This is a genomic window from Bacillus sp. RB3 (assembly GCF_030164735.1).
In the GTDB taxonomy this organism is placed as follows: domain Bacteria; phylum Bacillota; class Bacilli; order Bacillales; family Bacillaceae_G; genus Bacillus_A; species Bacillus_A cereus.
Window position 1 is genome coordinate 141,401 of record NZ_JASNGE010000008.1, and the last position, 22,073, is coordinate 163,473.

Sequence of the window (22,073 nt, forward strand, 5' to 3'; positions counted from 1 at the left end):
TTATCATTCTCAATAAAATATAACCTGTTTCCGCAAAATTTACAATCAAAATTACTATTGACAATACACCTATATAAAATTATATTATTTAAAGAATCAATAGTGATAATCATTATCATTTTGTTAATAATTAGCAAATTTGAGATTACATCTTCTTTCATTAATATGGTTATTACCATATTATAAAATCTCATATTCAAGATTTTTAATAAATTATTTTGCATTACCACTACTATTTCAAAAAGATTACAGTTAAACAAATTATTGTATACACATATCATCTATGTTAAAGGAGAAAGACGATGAAAAAGTTATTTATTTCACTAACAGTCCTTTTCGTTCTTGTTATGAGCGCTTGTAGCAATAGCTCTACAGACAAAAAGGACGATGCAAAAGGTAGCAAATCAGAAACAATTACATACCAATCTGAAAATGGTAAAGTAGAAGTTCCTGCAAATCCAAAACGCGTTGTTGTATTATCATCATTCGCTGGTAACGTAATGTCATTAGGTGTAAATCTTGTTGGGGTAGATTCATGGTCTAAACAAAACCCACGTTTTGATAGCAAACTTAAAGATGTTGCTGAAGTATCAGATGAAAATGTTGAAAAAATCGCTGAACTAAATCCAGATTTAATCATCGGTTTATCAAATATTAAAAATGTCGATAAGTTAAAGAAAATCGCGCCTACTGTAACATACACTTACGGAAAAGTTGATTACTTAACACAGCATTTAGAAATCGGTAAGTTATTAAACAAAGAAAAAGAAGCAAAAACTTGGGTTGATGACTTCAAGAAACGTGCACAAGAAGCTGGTAAAGAAATTAAAGCAAAAATCGGTGAAGATGCTACAGTTTCTGTTGTAGAAAACTTCAACAAACAGCTTTATGTATACGGCGAGAACTGGGGCCGTGGAACAGAAATTCTGTACCAAGAAATGAAATTAAAAATGCCTGAAAAAGTAAAAGAAAAAGCATTAAAAGAAGGTTACTACGCATTATCTACTGAGGTATTACCTGAATTTGCTGGTGATTACTTAATCGTAAGTAAAAATAAAGATACTGATAACTCATTCCAAAAGACAGAATCATATAAAAACATCCCAGCAGTAAAAAATAATCGCGTATATGAAGCAAACATGATGGAATTCTATTTCAATGATCCACTTACATTAGATTTCCAACTAGACTTCTTCAAGAAGAGCTTTCTTGGTAAATAATACAAACATGAGGAATTCTTAATTTAAGAATTCCTCTTCCTTTATTCTATGAACAGAAAAGATGTGAAACGAATGACAAAAGATCATGACAATCCACGTTCTATAGCTTTTACATACAAACTAATTTTAAGCTTAATTGCATTCTTTCTTATTTTTATGGTTGCAATGGTATTAGGTGCTGCAGATACTTCGATAAAAGATGTATGGTCAGCACTCACTTCCTCCGCTAAAGGAGACAAAATATCTATTATTCGAGAAATACGTTTACCACGTGAAGTTGCTGCTATTTTTGTAGGAGCTGGATTAGCCGTTTCTGGAGCAATTATGCAAGGATTAACACGAAATCCACTTGCGGATCCTGGATTATTAGGGCTATCTGGTGGAGCAAATGCTGCGCTTGCACTGACACTTGCTTTCAACCCTTCCATCAGCTATCTTTACTTAACATTAGCTTGCTTTATCGGTGCTGCAATTGGCGCAATTATGGTATTTGGAATTGGTATGGTGAAAAAAGGCGGCCTTTCTCCTCTTCGAATTGTATTAGCGGGTGCTGCAGTTTCAGCATTTCTACTCGCAATTTCAGAAGGAATTGGCATTTACTTTAAAATTTCACAAGATGTATCACTTTGGACTGCTGGTGGCGTAATTGGAACAACTTGGAACCAATTAAAAATTATTATTCCAGTCATTTCAATTAGTATCTTTATCGCTATCTTACTAGCAAAAAAATTGACAGTTCTTAGTTTCAGTGAGGAAGTGGCTATTGGACTAGGTCAAAAAATTATTGTTATTAAAACTATTTTATTTATCATTATTATCTTACTTGCAGGTGCATCTGTAGCGCTTGTTGGAAATATGGCATTTATCGGCTTAATGGTACCTCACATGGTACGCCCAATTGTCGGTCCAGATTACCGATTTGTTATACCGATGTCAGCAATTGCTGGAGCTTCCTTTATGCTACTTGCAGATACAATCGGACGTACTATTAACGCTCCATACGAAACACCAGTTGCAGCAATTGTCGCGATTGTAGGGTTACCATTCTTCCTATTCATTGTACGTAAAGGAGGAAAAACATTCTCATGATGCAATCTATTTTAGGAAAACAGCGTCTCATTATACTCACTTTACTTATAGTAATCATCACAACCATTGTAGTTGGAATGGGACTTGGTTCAGCATCTTTATCTTATGATCGACTACTCCCAACATTAATGGGGCAAGGGACTTTTAAAGAGGAGTTTGTTTTATACTCTTTAAGGCTACCTAGAATTGTCATTACATTATTAGCTGGTATGGCTCTCGCTTTATCAGGAGCTATTCTTCAAGGAATTACTCGAAATGATTTAGCTGAACCTGGTATTCTTGGTATTAACTCTGGGGCCGGTGTTGCTGTTGCTATTTTCTTTTTATACTTTCCAATAGATGTAGGTTCATTTCTCTACTTACTACCTGTAGTTGGATTTATCGGAGCATTTCTGACAGCTGTTCTAATTTACGTATTTTCATATAGTAAATCAACTGGACTTCAACCAATCCGATTAACATTAACCGGTATCGGTTTTGCATTTGCACTATCTGGAACGATGATTGTCCTTATTTCATCCGCGGATCGTATGAAAGTAGACTTTATTTCAAAATGGATTGCCGGAAATATTTGGGGAGATGACTGGATATTCGTTTTAGCAATGCTCCCATGGCTAATCGTATTAATTCCGTTTGTTTTCTATAAAGCAAATCGATTAAACATTTTAGCATTAAACGAACCAGTCGCAATCGGTGTTGGAATTGAAATTGAAAAAGAACGTAGGTACTTATTAGTTGCAGCTGTTGCACTTGCAGCTGCAGCTGTTTCCGTAACAGGAGGAATTAGCTTTATCGGATTAATGGCTCCTCATATCGCGAAATCTTTAGTAGGCCCAAGACATCAAATCTTCATGCCTATCGCCCTTTTAATCGGCGGATGGCTATTGTTATTAGCAGATACAATTGGAAGAAATATCGTTGATCCTAATGGCATTCCAGCAGGTATTGTCGTTGCTTTAATTGGGGCTCCTTACTTTATGTATTTGTTGCTTAAAAAAGCTTAAAAGACACCCTCAAGATCTTTTCTTGAGGGTGTCTTTGTTTCATTCTACTGCTGCCCATATCCTTCAAACTTCTTCGCCAAATTCTCCATCTCATCTTCTGGCAATAGCTTTGGTTCCCCAATGCTTTTCGTTTGATAATAAATTTGAGCACAAAACTCAATCTCTTCTGCAACAGTAAATGCCATTTTTATATTATTTGCACCTGCAATTAAACCGTGGTTCGCAAGTAAAACAGCACGGCGATCAATCATGCCTTCAAAAGCAGCCTCTGCTAATTGCTTCGTACCAAATGTTTCATACGGTGCACAGCGCACATTCGGTCCTGCGAAAGCAATTAAATATGACACAGCCGGAAGCTCCCATCCTAATGACGCAATCGTCTTCGCGTAAGGAGAATGTGTATGCACAAGCGCATTTATATCTTCACGCTTCCTATAGTAAATAAGGTGCATATCTAATTCACTTGATGGTTTTCTCTCTCCTTCTACTACTTCACCATTTAAGTTTAATATAACTACATCTTCAGGCTTTGTTTCATAATACTCTAAACCACTTGGGCTAATCGCAACAAGACCTTGTTCACGATTAAAGATACTAATATTACCACCCGTCCCCTTTGTTAAACCACTAGAAATCATTTTCTTTCCATACGCTACAATTTCTTCTCTTTCTTTTTGTAATAACATATACATCCCCCTAAGTATGAAGCTTATGATGACTGACTTTTATATTTATCTACTTATTGAAATATCTTTTTTAAATTCTCCGTAAACGGTGCCTTTACAATCCCTTTTTCTGTAATAATCGCTGTTACATTTTCATGTGGAGTAACATCAAATGCTGGATTATATACTTTACTTTCTTTCGGAGCAGAATATTGTCCGAAGCGATTAATCACTTCAGAAGCATCTCTTTCCTCGATGGGAATTTCTTTTCCTGTCGGTGTTTTTAAGTCAATTGTCGGCGTTGGCGCTGCTACATAAAACGGAATGTTGTAGTATTTCGCTAAAATAGATACGCCTAATGTTCCAATTTTATTTGCTATATCACCGTTCGCTGCCACACGGTCGCATCCAACAATTACAGCGTCAATCTTCCCTTGTGACATGACCATAGCCGCCATATTATCCGTAATGACAGTAACATCAATTCCCGCTCGCTGTAGTTCTAATGCCGTTAACGTTGACCCTTGTAATCTTGGACGTGTTTCATCCGAAAAGATTTTTAAGTCCCATCCTTTTTCTTTTGCTAAGTACATTGGAGCCGTCGCAGTACCATACTTAGTCGTCGCTAACGCACCAGCATTACAATGTGTTAATACTCCCATTCCATCATGGAATAATGTTAATGCATGTTCTCCAATTTGACGGTTAATTTCTTCATCTTCTCTATGAATTTCTTTTGCCTCTTCTAGTAATCTATCTTTCAACTGTAAGATTGATAAATGAATATTATCTGCCGCTACACTTTCCATTCTTTCAAGTGCCCAAAATAAATTTACTGCAGTCGGTCTTGATGTCGCCAAGTATGTACATACCTTTCTTACTTCATCCATAAATCCTTCTTCCGTACTTTCAGCAAATTCCTTTACCCCTAAATACACTCCATAAGCTGCTGAAACACCAATCGCTGGTGCACCTCGTACTTTCATTACTTGAATGGCATCCCACACACTTTCAGCTGTTTTAAATGATTCATAGACAATTTCATTCGGTAATAACGTTTGATCTAACAAAACTAAAGCATCATCTTTCCACTGAATTGGTATTAATTGCTCTTCCATCATATTCTCCCCTTACTCCGCGTAGTGCATTGACTGTTCTTTTAACGTTTCTACAAAACTTGTACCTGTTCTATATTGATTCGCTCGTAAAATAAAACTCCTCGCTACTTTAAGACAAATTCGCTCCGCTCTAGCACGTGCTTCCTCATTCTCAATACAAGTAATATCTTTTACTTTCGCTAATCCAACAATACGGCGGATTAATTCAAGACCTGTCACTGCAGCTGTATCCTCTAATACAGATTGTAAATATACTTCGTTAAAGCCTTCTTCCTTCGCCATAATCTCGGTCACATGAATATCCCAAGCATCTAAAAACTTCTTCTTAAATAAATCAATTACCTCTACCATCGTAGTTTGTAACCAATCCATATACGTATCTTTCTCAGCTCCAGGTGGCATCGTTGCATCTGCATTCACCCAAGCAAACATTAAATTCGCCATTACATTCCCAACGTCATATCCCATAGGTCCATAAAAAGCAAACTCAGGATCAATAACCTTTGTAGAATCATCTCTTACAAAAACAGAACCAGTATGTAAATCACCATGAAGCAATGCCTGTGCATTCGTCATAAAAGAAAATTTACGTTTCGCTACTTCCATACGAAGCTCTTTATCACTATAAATATGCTCCCTAATCCATCCCTCATTTAAAGGAAATAACTCATTACGCTTATTATGATTTGTAAATGGTTCTGAATATACGAGGTCCTCTGTAATCTCACATAATCCAGGATTTATATAATTCTTCACAAGTTCCTTCTTCTCTTTATGATTCATTACAACATCAGATGTTAATAAAAGTGTATTTACCATAAAAGTAGTTAAGTCGTCAGCAAGCTGCGGAAATATTTGATGATTTATAAGTGCTGTACGTAATATTGTGTGATTCGATAAATCTTCCATTACGCAACAGTTCATCACACTATCAAATAAATACACCTTAGGAACAAGTCCAGGTGCTAACTCATTCTCTAACTGCAAAACATCTGATTCTATACGAATACGATTCGTCGATAACTTAAACTCATCTGAAATGCGAGCTGTATCCCCAGCTTGCTTTACGATGACAGACATGTTCTCTTTTTCATCCCAAACGCGGAACACATAATTTAAATTGCCATCACCTATTTCTTTACACTTTAGCCCCTTTGCATGTTCAAACTTAGATAATTTCTCTTTCACATATGCAATCACATCGCTAGCTTCCATTAAAAAATACTTTGTGAACTTAGACATGGTTTCCCCTCCACACCAATTGTAAGCGTTTTCTAAAAGCTATAAAAAATAATAGGTTGAATTTTTTCATCCTATAAATATGTATTCTTCTTTTTGAAAGGTATATCTAGGTTTTATTATATCTTGTTAGCACTTTGAGTCAATGTTTCTAACTATCAGCGTAATATACTTCCTAATTATATATTTGAGATGACAAAAATTGTTCAAAAAGATTTCGATTCATTTTATTTTATTTATCGCACAATTCTTTGTAAAATAGAAATAAGCAGTTCCTTTTCAAATACATAACTTCTAAGAAATATTTCCTTCCTAAGAATTTACACTTACACCATATCTCTAACATACACACTACTCTTTCAAACAATCATTGAAAATTTATAAACTGAAAGTTACCTTTCCATTCCCTGTTAGCCTTAATTGAGAATAAATATTAATTAAATTGGTATAAAGTTGGTTTATTCTCTTGACAAAATAACCACTTCTATATGATAATTAATATCGAATTAGAATTATTATAGTTAATTAAAAAATATATTTTATGAGCACACTATTTTTTGATGCTCAAAACCAACATTTAGGAGGAATTTTAACATGTTATTAATCGGCACAGAAGTAAAACCGTTTAAAGCTAATGCTTACCATAATGGAGAATTTATCCAAGTTACTGACGAAAGTTTAAAAGGAAAATGGAGTGTAGTTTGTTTCTACCCAGCTGACTTCACATTCGTTTGCCCAACTGAACTTGAAGACTTACAAAACCAATACGCAACTCTAAAAGACTTAGGCGTTGAAGTATACTCTGTATCTACAGACACTCACTTCACTCACAAAGCATGGCATGATAGCTCAGAAACTATCGGCAAAATCGAGTACATCATGATTGGTGACCCAACTCGCACAATCACTACAAACTTCAACGTTTTAATGGAAGAAGAAGGTCTTGCTGCTCGTGGTACATTCATCATCGATCCAGACGGCGTTATCCAATCTATGGAAATCAATGCTGACGGTATCGGCCGTGACGCAAGCATTCTTGTTAACAAAATTAAAGCTGCTCAATACGTACGTAACAACCCAGGTGAAGTTTGCCCAGCTAAATGGCAAGAGGGTTCTGCAACACTTAAACCAAGCCTTGACCTTGTAGGCAAAATCTAAGGAGTTCGATCAAAATGATACTAGATGCAGATATAAAAACACAACTATCCCAATACCTTCAATTAATGGAGAACGATATTTTACTTAAGGTAAGCGCAGGAGACGATAACGTATCTAAAGATATGTTAGCTCTAGTAGACGAATTAGCTACTATGTCATCTAAGATTACAGTAGAAAAAGTTGAATTAGAGAGAACACCAAGCTTTAGCGTAAACCGCCCTGGTGAAGACACTGGTGTCGTATTCGCTGGTATTCCATTAGGACACGAATTTACATCATTAGTGTTAGCTTTACTACAAGTAAGTGGACGCGCTCCAAAAGTTGAACAAAAATTAATCGATCAAATTAAAAACATTCAAGGCGAATATCATTTTGAATCTTATATCAGCCTAAGTTGTCATAACTGTCCTGATGTTGTACAAGCTCTTAACGTAATGAGCGTTCTTAACCCTGGTATTACACATACTATGATTGATGGCGCTGCATTCAAAGAGGAAGTAGAAAGCAAAGACATCATGGCAGTACCAACTGTTTACCTAAACGGCGAATCTTTCGGAAGCGGTCGTATGACACTTGAAGAAATTTTAGCTAAAATGGGTAACGGTCCAGATGCATCAGAGCTTTCTGATAAAGATCCATACGATGTTCTTGTTGTTGGTGGGGGCCCTGCTGGTGCAAGTGCAGCAATTTACGCAGCACGTAAAGGCATCCGCACTGGTATCGTTGCTGAGCGCTTCGGTGGTCAAGTAATGGATACTATGGGCATTGAGAACTTCATCAGCGTAAAAAAGACTGAAGGTCCTAAGCTAGTAGCAAGCCTTGAAGAACACGTAAAAGAATACGACATCGATGTAATGAATCTACAACGTGCGAAACGTTTAGAGAAAAAAGAACTTATTGAAGTGGAACTTGAAAACGGCGCTATTCTGAAAAGTAAGAGCGTAATCGTTTCTACAGGTGCTCGCTGGCGTAATGTTGGCGTACCAGGTGAAGCTGAGTTCAAAAATAAAGGTGTAGCATATTGCCCACACTGTGACGGCCCATTATTCACTGGAAAAGACGTAGCAGTTATCGGCGGAGGTAACTCTGGTATTGAAGCAGCTATCGACTTAGCAGGTATCGTTAAGCACGTAACTGTTCTTGAATTCATGCCAGAATTAAAAGCTGATGCTGTATTACAAGAGCGTCTTAACAGCTTACCAAACGTAACTGTTCTGAAAAACGTTCAAACGAAAGAAATCACTGGTACTGATAAAGTAAACGGTATTTCTTACATCGATCGTGAAACTGAAGAAGTTCATCACGTTGAATTACAAGGTGTATTCGTACAAATCGGTCTTGTGCCAAACACAGACTGGTTAGGTGAAACAGTTGAACGTGTTCGCGGTGAAATCGTAACAGACAAGCACGGCGCTACAAACGTACCAGGAGTGTTTGCTGCAGGTGACTGTACAAATAATCCGTACAAACAAATCATCATCTCTATGGGTTCAGGTGCAAACGCAGCTTTAGGTGCATTTGATTACTTAATCCGTAACTAATAAAAAACAGGTGCCTTGGCACCTGTTTTTTTATTACCCTAATGTATAAACTAAAAACCTCTCATTCCCATTCTTCTCATAAGCACCTGGCAATCTAACTTCTTTCTTCAGCTCAAACGCAGTCTGATTTTCTAAGAAGAAAATATAGTCCTCAGAAGGATAATATAAAATAATATCCACTTCTCTCCCCGTATTTTCTACTGAAAGCAAAATGTTATTTACTACATTCATAAACACTTGCACAGAAAACGGATTAAAGAAATAAAACCTATTATCATGTGGATCAATCTTATATTCCTGCGCTAAACAACATTGGAATTGAATTTTCCCCTTACTGTTTCGTGCCTTTCGGGCATAACGATCTCGATTATCCATCGCTTCTTTATAAAATTCTTCATTCATTTCAATTCCAACTGCTGAAGCCCCACATTTATGATGCATATAAAAGTTTAATCGCCCTTTTCCGCACCCAAAGTCTACAATTCGGTCGCTACTTCGTATTTCATATTGATTCAATAACTCATCTAACCCGCTATACGGCGTCGGTTCGTAGCGGTGATAATGCATAGACTTGTTAAACCCTTTTTGCTCACCGACTGTTTTTATATGTAAAACTGCATCGTAATATTGTTCGTTCATTCGTTTTCTCCTATTAAAAAATGGTACTTATTATTATACACCATGTACTGGAGGCTCATTTTTCATCAAATTAATAGGTACGTGAAATTATATTAACGATTTTCTTAATATATCTATCGTAACTTCAAATATATCAACGATTTTCTCAATATATCTATCATAACTTCAAATATATCAACGATTTTCTCAATATATCGATTTACCGACAATTCACGACAAAAAAACAGGAGCTCTTTAGCCCCTGTCTTCTAACACTTTCAATACAGTTTGTTTCAATATTTCTACCCCATCCATAATACAACTATGATCAAACCTCATATACGGATGGTGTAATCCAGGTTGTAGGTCTGCTCCTAGTCCAAGCATGACAGCTTTTAAATGTGGTCTTTTCACTGTATAGTAATGGAAATCATCGCTTCCTGTCGTATAGAGAGGCCCTGTGCATCTCTCTTCCCCATACACTTCGAGAATACCTTTACGCATAAAGCGCTCTGCTTCTTCAGAAACCTCTGCTCCTGGTGCAAGATCCATCCATTCGTATGAAGTTTTCGACCCCATCGATGCAGCTGATTCTATTACATGCTCAATCTTTTTCTTTAATTCTTCTAATAGTATATTACTCTCTGCTCTTACATCTAAACTGAAATGACCATTTCCCGGAATAATATTTAAATTATCACCACCAGCTTGGCATCTCGTCATTTTTACTGAATAAGAACTTTGCGGTGGCAGCCAAATATTTTTCAAACCGACATTAATCATGGAAATGACATCAATCGCATTCACACCTTGGTGTGGTCTTGCCCCGTGTGCATCCTCCCCATGAATCATACCCTCTAAAAATCCTGCTGCTCCATGGCGAATAGATGAGGCTGCTTGTTTCAAAGATAGTTCTTCAATTGGTCTTAGATGGACGCCAAATAAGAAATCGGCATCATCTACAGCACCTTTCTCCACCATCTTCAAAGCACCATTACCCTTCTCTTCTGCCGGCTGAAAAATAAATCTAACCGTACCACTTTTCCATCTCATATTTTTCAATTGTAAAATAAGTCCCATTACAATGGTCATATGAGCATCATGGCCACATGAATGGTTCGCTTTAAATTCTCCATTTACTTCTTGCCAAAGTGCATCCATATCAGCACGAATCGCAATAACTGGATTCCCGCCTCCAATCTCAGCAATTACACCTGGACAATCATCAAATGTTCTATATGAAATTCCTTCTTCTTTTAAAAAGTCAGTAATATACGTTGTCGTTTCATATTCTTTCCAACTTACTTCAGGGTTTTCGTGTAAATGCTGAAAAATCTCCGTTAAGCGCTCTTGTAGTTCTAATGTTTTCAACGTTCCAGTCTCCTTCCCACATTACAAACGATTCGGGTTAATTATACTTATGAAAAACAGATGTTTTTATGAACATATTGAATTTTAAGAAAAAAGTCAATTGTTTATTTTTAAATACTTAAAAACCTTACTCTGCACTTATATTACAAACTAAACAAACAACTAGAACATTCCTTATTTTCTGTTTTTTATGTTGACGCTTACATAAACTTTTAGTTATCATAACCTAATAAACGTCTATTTTACGACAATTCTAAAAATACAAACAAACATACGTAACAAGGAGGAACTTTATGAAAAAAGAAATACCTTTTGGAATAGCGATTATCCCTATTATCATTACCGTTGCAGTTATGATGGTTACAATTGTTGTATTAAAACAAACCCCTCACGTTCCACTTATTATCGGTACAACCGTTGCTTCTATTGTCGCTTGGCGTTATGGTTACAAATGGAATGATCTTGAAGAAGCAATGTATAAAGGGATTCGTCTTGCATTACCTGCTATCGTCATTATTATTCTTGTTGGCTTAACAATTGGTGCTTGGATTGGCGGTGGAATCGTCGCAACGATGATTTATTACGGTTTAAAACTTTTAACTCCATCACTATTTTTAGTTTCCATTACCGTCATTTGTTCTATCGTTGCATTAGCAATTGGTAGCTCTTGGTCTACAATGGGGACAATTGGTGTTGCTGGAATGGGAATTGGCCTAAGTATGGGAATCCCAGCTCCAATGGTTGCTGGTGCCATTATTTCAGGCTCTTATTTTGGCGATAAAATGTCACCGCTTTCAGATACAACTAACCTAGCCGCAGGATTAACAAATACAGATTTATTCGCACACATTCGTCATATGTTATTTACTACAGTTCCAGGTTTAATTATTACTCTTATCGTTTACGCGCTCTTAGGAAGAAGCTTCGGCGCTAACAATATTGATGCGAAGAGCATCGATCAAACGTTACAAGTATTGCAACAAAACTTTGTTATCTCACCTTTCCTACTCATTATACCCGTAGTCGTTATGGTATTGGTCGCAAAAAAAGTTCCTGCTATACCAGCGATTCTCGTCGGTATTATTTTAGGATTTTTATCACAAGTCTTTATTCAAGGTGGTTCTGTCTCAGCATCTGTCGGTGCACTCCAAGCTGGATTTGTTATAGACACTGGAAACAAGCTAGTAGACGAACTATTTAACCGCGGTGGCTTAGATTCGATGATGAATACAGTCTCTATTACAATTGTCGCTATGACTTTCGGAGGAGTATTAGAACATACAGGTATTCTTCGCTCAATTGTAAATCAAATTTTAAAGTTAGCGAAATCAGCAAAAGGGCTTATCGCTTCTACTATCGCATCTTGTTTTGCAACAAACCTTACTTGCTCTGAACAATATATTTCAATTGTTGTCCCTTCAAGAATGTACGCAAATGCATACACAGAAAAAGGACTATATTCAAAAAACTTATCCAGAGCATTAGAAGATGGCGGAACATTAACTTCTGTCTTCGTTCCTTGGAATACGTGCGGTGTATTTATTCTCGCTACACTTGGCGTAGGTGCATTTGAATATGCCCCTTATGCTATTTTGAATTTCATCGTACCTATTATCTCAATCATTTATGGCATAACAGGCTTCACAATTGTAAAACTATCAGACATTGAAAAAGCAGAATTACTAAAGAAACAAAAAGCTCAACTAGAAGCTTAAAAATAGCGGTAAATTCAGTTCATATAGTGCGCGAGGTCGCCCTTGTTGATAGGGCATTTCCTCGCCACAAATATGAGCATACCCGTAATCAACTAATTTCTTTAACAACCTTTCTGTCGATCTTCGAGTCACTTGTAAGTACTCAGAAAGGTCAGCTGCTGTAAACTTCAATGACGGATGCGATTGACTAAATTGAATGATTTTTGACAAGTTGGCCGGACTAAGCTTCGTTTCCTTCGCTATTTTCATTAGTTCCGGATTATCATTTTTCAAACTTTGTACTCTCTGTTCTTTCGGGAACGGACCAAACAAATCTTTATCACTTGTTAGTATATAAAAACAACGATCTATTGGATTATTCTTTGCAAAACTTTGAGCAATTTTTGCATTTTGCTCCGCCTCTTTCACGGTTTTCCCATAACCAAATCCAATAGCTATCGTTCCTTCTACGCTCGCAAACAAGTTATCTATCGCATTTGTTTTAATAATTGATTCGATATCACCACGAGTTGTATACAAAATGCATGTCATTTCATCCACTTGTTTAAATGAACCACGTAGTTCTTTTGAAATGAAATCTAGTTTTTCAAGCAAACTCGCTCGTAATTCTAAGGAAGAAATAATACAAGCACCAACAGTAGCTGAATAGCTTTTTGCTAACTCAGCTTTTATTTTTGCATCTTTTAGCCCATGTATAATGGACTGTGTTGGATCAATCATACGCTCTGAAGGAACACCTATTTTTTGAAGCTCATCGTAAACAGCGTGAATACTAGTTAAAGCTAAATGAGCCTCTCCAGATTGATATTTAGCTACATGAAAATCGATAACTCTATTTATTTCATCTTTACTCCACAGCATATTTTCATAATCCAACACTTGCGGGCTTTCTTTTATACCAATATCATGGAACACATTTGTAATAAACGAGCGGTCTACTAAATCGATGGAAATGTTATGTGGTTGAATACTTTGATGATACATGATAGAAAGAATTGAAGATGCGACAGTTGTCTCGTCTTGCTGTAAGTATGTACTTGGAATTCGTAATTGTTCTCTTATTTCTTTTGCCATATAATAAGGTAAAGCACCTGAGAAAAAGATGACATCACAAGGCTTTAGACACTTTAATAATTCAGAAGATTCCGCCGGATGAAGGTAAATATATGGATCAATTTCTATTCCTTCTAATTTTTGAGCAATAGGAAAAAGGTTCTCCATAAACTCCTTTGAACCGACAACTGCAATTTTTATCATCATTTTCTCTAACTCCTTATCATTAATTAACGACTATTTAACGTCAACTATATCAAATGTACAAAACTATTGTAAACAGGAAGGGGTTTCTATTCAATGAAAATTACAGCTATTCATCTTTACGCAATTCGTTTACCGCTTCGCAATCCGTTTGTTATTAGTTATGGCTCTTATTCTGATATGCCCTCTATTATCGTCAAAATGGAAACAGATGAAGGTATTATCGGTTACGGTGAAGGCGTTGCTGATGATCACGTCACAGGTGAATCATGGGAAAGTACTTTCCATACTTTAAAACATACGCTAACCCCTGCTCTAATCGGGAAAAATCCAATGAATATCGAAAAAATACACGACATGATGGACAATACAATTTACGGTGTTCCAACAGCGAAAGCTGCAATTGATATTGCTTGTTTTGATATAATGGGCAAAAAACTAAATCAACCTGTATATCAATTAATTGGCGGGCGCTATCATGAAGAATTCCCTGTCACTCACGTTTTAAGTATTGCCGATCCTGAAGATATGGCTGAAGAAGCTGCTTCTATGATTCAAAAAGGTTACCAATCTTTCAAAATGAAAGTTGGTACGAATGTAAAAGAAGATGTGAAACGTATTGAAGCTGTACGAGAACGTGTAGGAAATGACATCGCTATTCGCGTTGATGTAAACCAAGGCTGGAAAAATAGCGCAAACACATTAACAGCACTGCGGTCATTAGGACATTTAAACATTGACTGGATTGAACAACCTGTTATCGCGGACGATATTGATGCCATGGCTCATATCCGTTCTAAGACAGACCTCCCGCTTATGATTGATGAAGGACTAAAAAGTTCTCGTGAAATGCGCCAAATTATTAAATTAGAAGCTGCTGATAAAGTGAATATAAAACTAATGAAATGCGGTGGCATATATCCAGCTGTAAAGCTCGCTCATCAAGCTGAAATGGCCGGCATTGAATGCCAAGTGGGATCAATGGTCGAATCATCTGTTGCCTCTTCCGCAGGATTCCATGTCGCTTTCTCAAAGAAAATCATTACGAGCGTAGAGCTAACAGGACCATTAAAATTCACGAAAGACATTGGAAACTTACATTACGATGTACCATTCATTCGCTTAAACGAAAAGCCCGGACTCGGTATTGAAATAAACGAAGATACACTACAAGAACTAACCGTCTTTCAAGACGTTGTACGCTAAAGGAGGACTATCATATGACGGTTCTATACAAAGGAACATTAAAACAAAATAACGAATCATTTCACGTTACATTACTATCACTAGAGCACATCGAACAAATTTTATCACTACAAAACATCGTAGTTGAAGCACTAGAAGATAAAAGTCGTTTACAACCACTCTCACTAGAAGAATTTCAATACATTCTAGAAGGAAACGGCATGATGATCGGTGCTTTTATCGAAAACAAACTCATCGCATTTCGCGCTCTACTCGTCCCTCCTATCGACGATGAACATTTAGGGCTTGATATTGGTTTGCCAGAAAGTGAACTACACCGCGTCATCTATCAAGAAATCTCAAACGTTCATCCGAACTGCCGAGGAAATGGTATGCAAAAAATATTAGCAAAAGTCATTATGGAAGAATTACAAAAAGAAGACAGCAAATATGATTATGTATGCTGCACCGTTGCTCCTTTTAACATTCCGAGTTTGAAGGATAAGTTTGCGCAAGGGATGGAGATTGCTGCGCTGAAGGAAAAGTATGGTGGTAGTCTGCGGTATGTTTTTGTGAAGGAATTGCGTGAAGACAAGAAAAGAGATTGGACGGATGTTCAAAGTATTCTAATGAGTGATGCTAGTGGACAGCAGGCTTTGCTTTCGGAGGGGTATCGTGGGTATGAGATGGGGAAAGTTGATGAAGATTTTGTTGTGAAGTTTGGGCGATAATCTATATACTCGAAAAGAGGAGATGTCTGCTGTGACCTCTCCTTTTACTTTCGCTTCATTGAACATATCGATTGCAACTCCAAATATATCAGCGGTTTTCGAAATATATCGGCGCAACTCCGAATATATCAGCGGTTTTCGAAATATATCGGCGCAACTCCGAATATATCAGCGATTTTCGAAATATATCGGCGCAACTTCAAATATATCAGCGATTTTCGAAATATATCGGCGCAACTTCAAATATATCAGCGATTTTCGAAATATATCGACTTACCGACAAAGATTGACAATAATTGCAACCTATACAAAGCGCAACATTAAACCGTCATCTTCCAACTAGATAAAGCTAACCAGTTCTCCATTTCCTTATAATCGGGCATGATTTTCCCGACAAGACGCCAAAACGATCGATCATGATTTAAATGAACCATATGACACATTTCATGAACAACTACATAGTCAATTACTCGCTGTGGTGCCATTGCTAGCTTCCAATTGAATGTTAGTTGTAAATTCGAATCGCAAGTACCCCAAGTACGACTACTATCTGTAATACGAATAGAACGTGGTTTTGTTTTGAAATTACTTTGATGCGCTTTAATACTCTTCTCTACTAAAGATTTACACTGCTTATAGTAAAATCGTTTTAAAGCTTGTTGTATTTTCTCATCCTTAAGCTCTTTCACATAAATATGTAACTTATCCCCTTTAAATACTGCGTTGTCTTGCTCAATGCTTGCATCTTGGGAAATCTGTATCGGATACGTATTCCCTAAATACAAAAAGCCTTCTCCTTGATCATAATCCTTTTCCTGTGGTCCATGCGCTCGCTCCTGCATTTCTTTACGTGTTGTCTGAATCCAACCCCACTTCTCTTCTAGCAACTGGACTAAGTATTCAACAGGTGTCCCTTTCGGAGCCTGTATTTCTACATTTCCATACGAATCTACAAAAAGACGCACGGACTTTTTCTTCTTATAAGTTATATGAAAATTAATTGTCTCACCTAAATATGTATGTACCATTTCATCACCTAGCATAGTATTTTTACAAATAAAAAAGAGTAGGATACGAACGTCCTACTCTACCTATTATATCATTTACTGCTTTAACGAACTCATTATCCTCTATACTTTACACCTAATCCCTTAATGAAATTCCTTGCGTATCTATCGCCGCACTCTTTGTAATTTTTATGACCTTTTTTTCTTAATAGAGCGCCTAACTCTCCTTTTGTTACCGTAACGCCCACGCTATCTAATATATCAAGTACATCCTCACTCGTTAAAGATAGTGCGATTTTCATTTTCTTTAGAAGAAGGTTATTGGCACTCTCCTTGCTCTGTACAGGTGCAGGCTGCCCTGGTTTCGGATCTTGCTTTCCTCTTTTTAAAGTAATAAATCCATTTAAAAATGCCTCTAACATCATCATATCGCATGTTTTTACGTACTCATCTTCAGCTACCTCATCATTTTCAGCTTCATGCTGAGGAGCTCTCTTTATTTTTGTAAGCATATCAACTACGTCTTCTTTCGTTACTTCCATCCCGCCAAGTTTAAAGATTTCTACCATATCTATATCTTTTATATCTAAAGCGTATCGTACTCTTTTTAATATATCGTTGTTGCTCATTGCCATTGGGTTTCCTCCTGAAATGTTGATTATTTATTCAGCGGTTAAAGTTTATGCTATAACCTGCTTTAAATTATCATGTTTAATCTAACCTTTTAGTTATTGTCCGCTAAATTAATACTTTAACATTTTAAAGATATGTTTTATAGTCTTACCCGAACTTTTCTCTATCATTGTATCTACAGAGCTCTTACATGTTTTTTATATGCCTATAAAAAGATTTCTCTCTTAACATTAACTAAAAGAAAAAAACAGTGCTTTGATTTCTCAAATACACTGTTCTTTTCCAGCTCTGCACTTATTTTCAACTCACTCATGTCATGCACTACATATGAAATGATTTAACTGCTTAAAAGTTAAACCATCTCACTATCCTGAGCCTCACCAACACTATCCTCAAACTTATCCAACAAAGCACGCACCTCATCCGTCGACTTCGTGCTCATCAATTGATTTCTCAATTCAGCAGCTCCAGGGAAGCCTTTTACATAAATTTTGAAGAAGCGGTGAAGCCCTGTGATTGAGCGTGGCAGTACTTCTGCATATTGATCTTGTAAATCAAGTTGTAGTCTTAAAAGATCTAGATGTTCTTTACTGCTATGCTCTCTTGGCTCTTTTTCAAAAGCAAATGGATTTTTGAAGATGCCTCGTCCGATCATTACGCCATCAATGCCGTATTTTTCAGCAAGTTCCAGTCCCATTTTACGATCAAGGATGTCTCCATTGATTGTTATTAACGTATTTGGTGCGATACGGTCACGTAATTTTTTAATTTCCGGAATTAGTTCCCAATGCGCATCTACTTGGCTCATTTCTTCTCTTGTACGTAAGTGAATAGAAAGGTTTGCAATATCTTGTTTGAAAATGTGCGTTAACCAATCTTCCCACTCGCTTAACTCTTTAAAGCCAAGTCGTGTTTTTACGCTGACAGGTAGTCCGCCCGCTTTTGCTGCTTGGATAAGTTCTGCCGCAACGTCTGGACGTAGAATAAGGCCACTACCTTTTCCTCTTGATGCAACGTTCGGAACTGGGCAACCCATGTTAATATCAATGCCTTTAAATCCTAGCTCTGCCATACCGATACTCATTTGACGGAAGTATTCGGGATTGTCTCCCCAAATATGTGCTACCATCGGCTGCTCGTCTTCTGTAAAAATTAAACGGCCACGTACACTTTTCATACCTTCTGGATGACAATAGCTATCCGAGTTTGTAAACTCTGTGAAGAATACGTCCGGACGACCAGCTTCACTTACTACGTGACGGAAAACAACGTCTGTTACATCTTCCATTGGTGCAAGTACGAAAAATGGCCGTGGTAATTCACGCCAAAAATTATCTATCATTTTAAATTCAAATCCTCTCACTATGAATACAATTTCAAAATCTCAATTTATAATTTGTGAAAATCAGCAATATTTATTTTAACTAAAATCGCTTATGAATGGTATTTTTGTAAACCAAAAAGCAGATGGTATAGATTTTTTCTATATCAACTGCTTTCCTATTATACTAACTTAAGCCAAGCCACACACTCCACATGCGTCGTATGCGGGAACATATCAACAGGTTGTACTTCCTGTGTTTTATATCCGCCTTCTTCTAGTACTTTTAAATCACGTGCTAATGTTGCTGGGTTACATGATACGTATACGACGCGGTTTGGCTTCATGTCAATGATTGTGTTTAGTAATGCTTCGTCACAGCCTTTACGCGGTGGGTCTACGACCATTGTGTCAGCAATTACGCCTTCTTTGTACCATTTTGGAATGACTACTTCTGCTTCTCCTACGCCAAATTCAGCGTTTGTCATGTTGTTTAGTGCTGCATTTCGGTTTGCGTCTTCAATTGCTTCTGGGACGATTTCAACGCCGTACACTTTTTTCGCTTTTTGCGCTAGGAATAACGAGATTGATCCGATTCCGCAATAGGCATCAATTACTGTTTCGTTACCGTTTAATTTTGCGTATTCTAACGTTTTATCGTATAGCACTTTCGTTTGTTCTGGGTTTACTTGATAGAATGAACGTGCTGAAATCGCAAATTTAATGTCACCGATAAAGTCATAAATATATTCTGATCCGTACAGTACTGTCGTTTTATCTCCGAAGATTACATTCGTACGCTTCGTATTTACGTTTTGAACAATGGATTTTACTTCTGGGAATTTCGCTGCAATTTCTTCAATGATTGCGTTTTTGTTCGGCAATTCTGCTGTACGTGTAATGAAGACAAGCATAATTTCCCCTGTTACTTGTCCGTAACGAGCCATTACGTGACGAAGTGTTCCTTTGTTACGCTCTTCGTTGTACGCAGTGATACCGTGCTTTTCACAAATACGTTTTACTTCTTGAATTAATGTATCGTTTTCTTCTGCCTGAATTAAGCATGATTCCATATTAATGATATCATGCGTTCCTTGGCGATAGAAACCAGCTACAAGTCCGCCTTCACGTTCTCCGATTGGTACTTGTGCTTTATTGCGATATACCCACGGATTTTCCATGCCAAGTACAGGATGAACAGGAACATCACCTAGTCCTCCGATACGTTGCATAACGTCACGTACTTGTTTTTCTTTCGCTTGTAATTGTCCTTCATAAGTTAAGTGCTGAAGCTGACAACCGCCGCACTGATTATATACTGGACATTCAGCATCTTTACGATATGGACTTTCTGTATGAAGCTTCATTAAACGACCAAATGCGAAGTTTTTCTTCACTTTAATAATTTTAATTTGCGCTTCTTCACCTGGTAATCCGTTTTTAACGAAAATAGGATAGCCCTTTACTTTCGCAACACCGGCACCATCATGTGTTAAATCTTCAAATACTACATCTATAAACTCGTTTTTCTCAACTGGTGGCGTCATTTTAGTACTCATTTTCCGACCTCTCTTTTTCATAACACTGCGTTACATTTTATCATACTTATATGGTCTTTTTCTATTGGAAGAAAAAAAGCTATTGACGATACTTCTCTGTTAATGTTACGCTACTACTAATTTAATACGGACGATGTTACCTCATATATACTTGATAATATGGATCGAGAGTTTCTACCCGGCAACCTTAAATTGCTGGACTATGGGGAAAACTAATGAATATTAGCCTATGCGCAAAAAAGGACTCATATTGATTAGCTTTCTCTCATAGATGAAAGTGAATCCATATGGGTCTTTTTTTATTTTTATTTTTCTAAAAGGTCAGACATCTTACGTATGACATAAAACCTCGTTCTTTTATTTTTAGTAATATAACGAGCGTTTTATGTACAAACTTTATACGAACTTCTGAAAGGGGCAACTACATGCAATATGTAATGAGCATTATCGGTATTCTTGCCGTGTTAGGTTTATGTTTTGCTTTGTCAAACAACAAAAGTAAAATCAACTTCCGTGCAATTGCAATTATGATTGGTTTCCAAATTTTAATCGGTTGGTTTATGTTTGCTACAAAGGTTGGTCAACAAATCATTATTTTCATTAGTAAAGTTTTCAACAAACTAATTAAACTTGGTACGACAGGTGTCGATTTTCTCTTTAATGGAATTCACAGAGATTTTGTCTTTTTCTTAAACGTATTATTAATTATCGTATTTTTCTCAGCACTACTTTCAATCTTTAGTTATTTAGGTGTTTTACCATTCATCGTTCGCGTTGTCGGCGGTGCTATTTCAAAAATTACTGGTTTACCACGCGTTGAGTCATTCCACGCAGTAAACTCTGTATTCTTCGGTTCAAGTGAAGCATTAATCGTTATTAAAAACGATTTACAGCATTTCAATAAAAACCGTATGTTTATCATTTGTTGTTCTGCGATGAGCTCCGTTTCTGCTTCTGTTACAGCATCATACGTAATGATGTTAGATGCAAAATACGTACTAGCAGCTCTTCCGCTAAATTTATTCTCAAGCTTAATCGTTTGTTCGTTATTAACACCAGTTGATACGAAGAAAGAAGATGAAGTGATTCAAAAATTTGATAGAACTCTATTCGGGGACAGCTTTATCGGTGCAATGATTAACGGTGCGCTTGATGGTTTAAAAGTAGCTGGTATCGTTGCCGCATTAATGATCGCCTTTATCGGTGTGATGGAAGTTGTAAACTACGTAATTAGTGCAGCTTCAGGCGCAATGGGACATGCCATTACTTTACAACAAATCTTCGGTTACGTACTTTCTCCATTCGCATTCTTAATGGGTATTCCAACTCAAGATATTATCCCAGCTGGTGGTATTATGGGTACGAAGATTGTTTTAAATGAGTTTGTAGCAATCCTTGATTTAAAAGACACAGCTACAACATTAGCTCCACGTACAGTTGGAATCGTTACAGTATTCTTAATTAGCTTTGCAAGTATTAGCCAAATTGGTGCAATCGTTGGTACAATCCGTGCCCTTTCTGAAAAACAAGGAAGCGTTGTTTCTAAATTTGGTTGGAAAATGCTATTTGCATCAACACTTGCTTCTATTTTATCTGCGACAATCGCTGGATTGTTTATTTAATAAAAAATCACCTTACTTTA

Annotated in this window: 19 protein-coding genes and 1 riboswitch; of the genes, 9 read left to right on the plus strand and 10 right to left on the minus strand. The window is 36.8% G+C overall.

Annotation, left to right across the window (positions count from 1 at the left end; all coding sequences use genetic code 11):
* Window positions 1-302: 302 nt before the first annotated feature.
* Genes QO049_RS13265 through QO049_RS13275 form a run of 3 tightly spaced genes read left to right on the plus strand, consistent with a single transcriptional unit; the run spans window position 303 to window position 3,313 of the window.
* Window positions 303-1,220: an iron-hydroxamate ABC transporter substrate-binding protein gene (locus QO049_RS13265; protein ID WP_246961791.1), complete on the plus strand. Its 918-nt coding sequence runs from the start codon at window positions 303-305 to the stop codon at window positions 1,218-1,220.
* Between the two features lie 48 nt (window positions 1,221-1,268).
* On the plus strand, window positions 1,269-2,309 hold the full coding sequence (locus tag QO049_RS13270; RefSeq protein WP_001998969.1) for a FecCD family ABC transporter permease: 1,041 nt from the start codon (window positions 1,269-1,271) through the stop codon (window positions 2,307-2,309).
* Window positions 2,306-3,313, plus strand: coding sequence for a FecCD family ABC transporter permease (locus QO049_RS13275; RefSeq protein WP_098567400.1), 1,008 nt, complete (start codon window positions 2,306-2,308; stop codon window positions 3,311-3,313). Before QO049_RS13270 ends, QO049_RS13275 begins: the two co-directional genes overlap by 4 nt.
* A 44-nt stretch (window positions 3,314-3,357) precedes the next feature.
* Here QO049_RS13275 and QO049_RS13280 read toward each other — a convergent pair whose 3' ends face one another.
* From QO049_RS13280 to mtnK, 3 genes are read right to left on the minus strand one after another with little or no spacing between them, the layout of a single operon-like run.
* Window positions 3,358-3,999 (minus strand): L-fuculose-phosphate aldolase, encoded by a 642-nt coding sequence (locus tag QO049_RS13280; RefSeq protein ID WP_058839959.1) that lies wholly within the window; start codon window positions 3,997-3,999, stop codon window positions 3,358-3,360.
* Window positions 4,000-4,052: 53 nt separating this feature from the next.
* The gene (mtnA, locus tag QO049_RS13285; RefSeq protein WP_002196141.1) at window positions 4,053-5,099 is read right to left on the minus strand and encodes an S-methyl-5-thioribose-1-phosphate isomerase; all 1,047 of its coding nucleotides are present in this window, start codon (window positions 5,097-5,099) and stop codon (window positions 4,053-4,055) included.
* A 9-nt stretch (window positions 5,100-5,108) separates the two neighbouring features.
* Window positions 5,109-6,338, minus strand: coding sequence for an S-methyl-5-thioribose kinase (mtnK, locus tag QO049_RS13290; protein WP_284489296.1), 1,230 nt, complete (start codon window positions 6,336-6,338; stop codon window positions 5,109-5,111).
* 591 nt (window positions 6,339-6,929) lie between these two features.
* Between mtnK and ahpC the strand changes: the two genes are divergently transcribed.
* Entirely contained in the window at window positions 6,930-7,493 is a 564-nt protein-coding gene (ahpC, locus tag QO049_RS13295; protein ID WP_000924420.1) for an alkyl hydroperoxide reductase subunit C, read from the plus strand.
* A gap of 14 nt (window positions 7,494-7,507) precedes the next feature.
* Entirely contained in the window at window positions 7,508-9,034 is a 1,527-nt protein-coding gene (gene ahpF / locus QO049_RS13300) for an alkyl hydroperoxide reductase subunit F (protein ID WP_000599501.1), read from the plus strand.
* Between the two features lie 33 nt (window positions 9,035-9,067).
* Here ahpF and QO049_RS13305 read toward each other — a convergent pair whose 3' ends face one another.
* Window positions 9,068-9,673: an SAM-dependent methyltransferase gene (locus tag QO049_RS13305; RefSeq protein WP_001005631.1), complete on the minus strand. Its 606-nt coding sequence runs from the start codon at window positions 9,671-9,673 to the stop codon at window positions 9,068-9,070.
* A 234-nt stretch (window positions 9,674-9,907) separates the two neighbouring features.
* On the minus strand, window positions 9,908-11,023 hold the full coding sequence (locus QO049_RS13310; protein ID WP_000853546.1) for a M20 peptidase aminoacylase family protein: 1,116 nt from the start codon (window positions 11,021-11,023) through the stop codon (window positions 9,908-9,910).
* 293 nt (window positions 11,024-11,316) lie between these two features.
* Here QO049_RS13310 and nhaC point away from each other — a divergent pair, with 293 nt between their 5' ends.
* A complete protein-coding gene (gene nhaC / locus QO049_RS13315; RefSeq protein WP_097856388.1) occupies window positions 11,317-12,738 on the plus strand; it encodes a Na+/H+ antiporter NhaC in 1,422 nt (473 codons plus the stop codon).
* On the opposite strand, the gene QO049_RS13320 is transcribed toward nhaC, so the two are convergent.
* Complete coding sequence (locus QO049_RS13320) at window positions 12,727-13,998, minus strand: transcriptional regulator (protein ID WP_097856387.1); 1,272 nt, start codon at window positions 13,996-13,998, stop codon at window positions 12,727-12,729. The two genes, nhaC and QO049_RS13320, sit on opposite strands and share 12 nt — an antisense overlap.
* Before the next feature lie 93 nt (window positions 13,999-14,091).
* Between QO049_RS13320 and QO049_RS13325 the strand changes: the two genes are divergently transcribed.
* On the plus strand, window positions 14,092-15,201 hold the full coding sequence (locus QO049_RS13325) for a mandelate racemase/muconate lactonizing enzyme family protein (RefSeq protein WP_098022947.1): 1,110 nt from the start codon (window positions 14,092-14,094) through the stop codon (window positions 15,199-15,201).
* A 14-nt stretch (window positions 15,202-15,215) separates the two neighbouring features.
* Window positions 15,216-15,911, plus strand: coding sequence for an N-acetyltransferase (locus tag QO049_RS13330; RefSeq protein WP_097856386.1), 696 nt, complete (start codon window positions 15,216-15,218; stop codon window positions 15,909-15,911).
* A gap of 320 nt (window positions 15,912-16,231) precedes the next feature.
* Here the strand turns inward: QO049_RS13330 and QO049_RS13335 are convergent, their stop codons facing one another.
* The 4 genes from QO049_RS13335 to rlmD all read right to left on the minus strand — a co-directional run bounded on the left by QO049_RS13335 (window position 16,232) and on the right by rlmD (window position 20,431).
* Entirely contained in the window at window positions 16,232-16,939 is a 708-nt protein-coding gene (locus QO049_RS13335) for a M48 family metallopeptidase (RefSeq protein WP_000233735.1), read from the minus strand.
* A 95-nt stretch (window positions 16,940-17,034) separates the two neighbouring features.
* A complete protein-coding gene (locus QO049_RS13340; RefSeq protein WP_001251702.1) occupies window positions 17,035-17,553 on the minus strand; it encodes a YehS family protein in 519 nt (172 codons plus the stop codon).
* A gap of 350 nt (window positions 17,554-17,903) precedes the next feature.
* Window positions 17,904-18,893 carry a tRNA dihydrouridine synthase gene (locus tag QO049_RS13345; protein ID WP_000566705.1) on the minus strand — a complete coding sequence of 330 codons (990 nt, stop codon included), beginning with the start codon at window positions 18,891-18,893 and terminating at the stop codon, window positions 17,904-17,906.
* A gap of 161 nt (window positions 18,894-19,054) precedes the next feature.
* Complete coding sequence (rlmD, locus tag QO049_RS13350) at window positions 19,055-20,431, minus strand: 23S rRNA (uracil(1939)-C(5))-methyltransferase RlmD (protein WP_097796303.1); 1,377 nt, start codon at window positions 20,429-20,431, stop codon at window positions 19,055-19,057.
* A gap of 121 nt (window positions 20,432-20,552) precedes the next feature.
* Window positions 20,553-20,654: riboswitch (purine riboswitch) on the plus strand.
* Between the two features lie 202 nt (window positions 20,655-20,856).
* Between rlmD and QO049_RS13355 the strand changes: the two genes are divergently transcribed.
* Complete coding sequence (locus QO049_RS13355) at window positions 20,857-22,053, plus strand: NupC/NupG family nucleoside CNT transporter (protein ID WP_001200493.1); 1,197 nt, start codon at window positions 20,857-20,859, stop codon at window positions 22,051-22,053.
* Window positions 22,054-22,073 lie beyond the last annotated feature (20 nt).

Excerpts from the sequence above, each read along its gene's own strand:
- ahpF (WP_000599501.1), top strand. The coding sequence starts at position 7,508 with ATGATACTAGATGCAGATATAAAAACACAACTATCCCAATACCTTCAA.
- QO049_RS13325 (WP_098022947.1), top strand. The coding sequence starts at position 14,092 with ATGAAAATTACAGCTATTCATCTTTACGCAATTCGTTTACCGCTTCGC.
- nhaC (WP_097856388.1), top strand. The coding sequence starts at position 11,317 with ATGAAAAAAGAAATACCTTTTGGAATAGCGATTATCCCTATTATCATT.
- QO049_RS13320 (WP_097856387.1), bottom strand. The coding sequence starts at position 13,998 with ATGATGATAAAAATTGCAGTTGTCGGTTCAAAGGAGTTTATGGAGAAC.
- mtnA (WP_002196141.1), bottom strand. The coding sequence starts at position 5,099 with ATGATGGAAGAGCAATTAATACCAATTCAGTGGAAAGATGATGCTTTA.
- QO049_RS13280 (WP_058839959.1), bottom strand. The coding sequence starts at position 3,999 with ATGTTATTACAAAAAGAAAGAGAAGAAATTGTAGCGTATGGAAAGAAA.
- rlmD (WP_097796303.1), bottom strand. The coding sequence starts at position 20,431 with ATGAGTACTAAAATGACGCCACCAGTTGAGAAAAACGAGTTTATAGAT.
- QO049_RS13340 (WP_001251702.1), bottom strand. The coding sequence starts at position 17,553 with ATGGCAATGAGCAACAACGATATATTAAAAAGAGTACGATACGCTTTA.
- QO049_RS13355 (WP_001200493.1), top strand. The coding sequence starts at position 20,857 with ATGCAATATGTAATGAGCATTATCGGTATTCTTGCCGTGTTAGGTTTA.
- QO049_RS13335 (WP_000233735.1), bottom strand. The coding sequence starts at position 16,939 with ATGGTACATACATATTTAGGTGAGACAATTAATTTTCATATAACTTAT.
- QO049_RS13330 (WP_097856386.1), top strand. The coding sequence starts at position 15,216 with ATGACGGTTCTATACAAAGGAACATTAAAACAAAATAACGAATCATTT.
- QO049_RS13275 (WP_098567400.1), top strand. The coding sequence starts at position 2,306 with ATGATGCAATCTATTTTAGGAAAACAGCGTCTCATTATACTCACTTTA.
- QO049_RS13345 (WP_000566705.1), bottom strand. The coding sequence starts at position 18,893 with ATGATAGATAATTTTTGGCGTGAATTACCACGGCCATTTTTCGTACTT.
- QO049_RS13265 (WP_246961791.1), top strand. The coding sequence starts at position 303 with ATGAAAAAGTTATTTATTTCACTAACAGTCCTTTTCGTTCTTGTTATG.
- ahpC (WP_000924420.1), top strand. The coding sequence starts at position 6,930 with ATGTTATTAATCGGCACAGAAGTAAAACCGTTTAAAGCTAATGCTTAC.
- mtnK (WP_284489296.1), bottom strand. The coding sequence starts at position 6,338 with ATGTCTAAGTTCACAAAGTATTTTTTAATGGAAGCTAGCGATGTGATT.
- QO049_RS13305 (WP_001005631.1), bottom strand. The coding sequence starts at position 9,673 with ATGAACGAACAATATTACGATGCAGTTTTACATATAAAAACAGTCGGT.
- QO049_RS13270 (WP_001998969.1), top strand. The coding sequence starts at position 1,269 with ATGAACAGAAAAGATGTGAAACGAATGACAAAAGATCATGACAATCCA.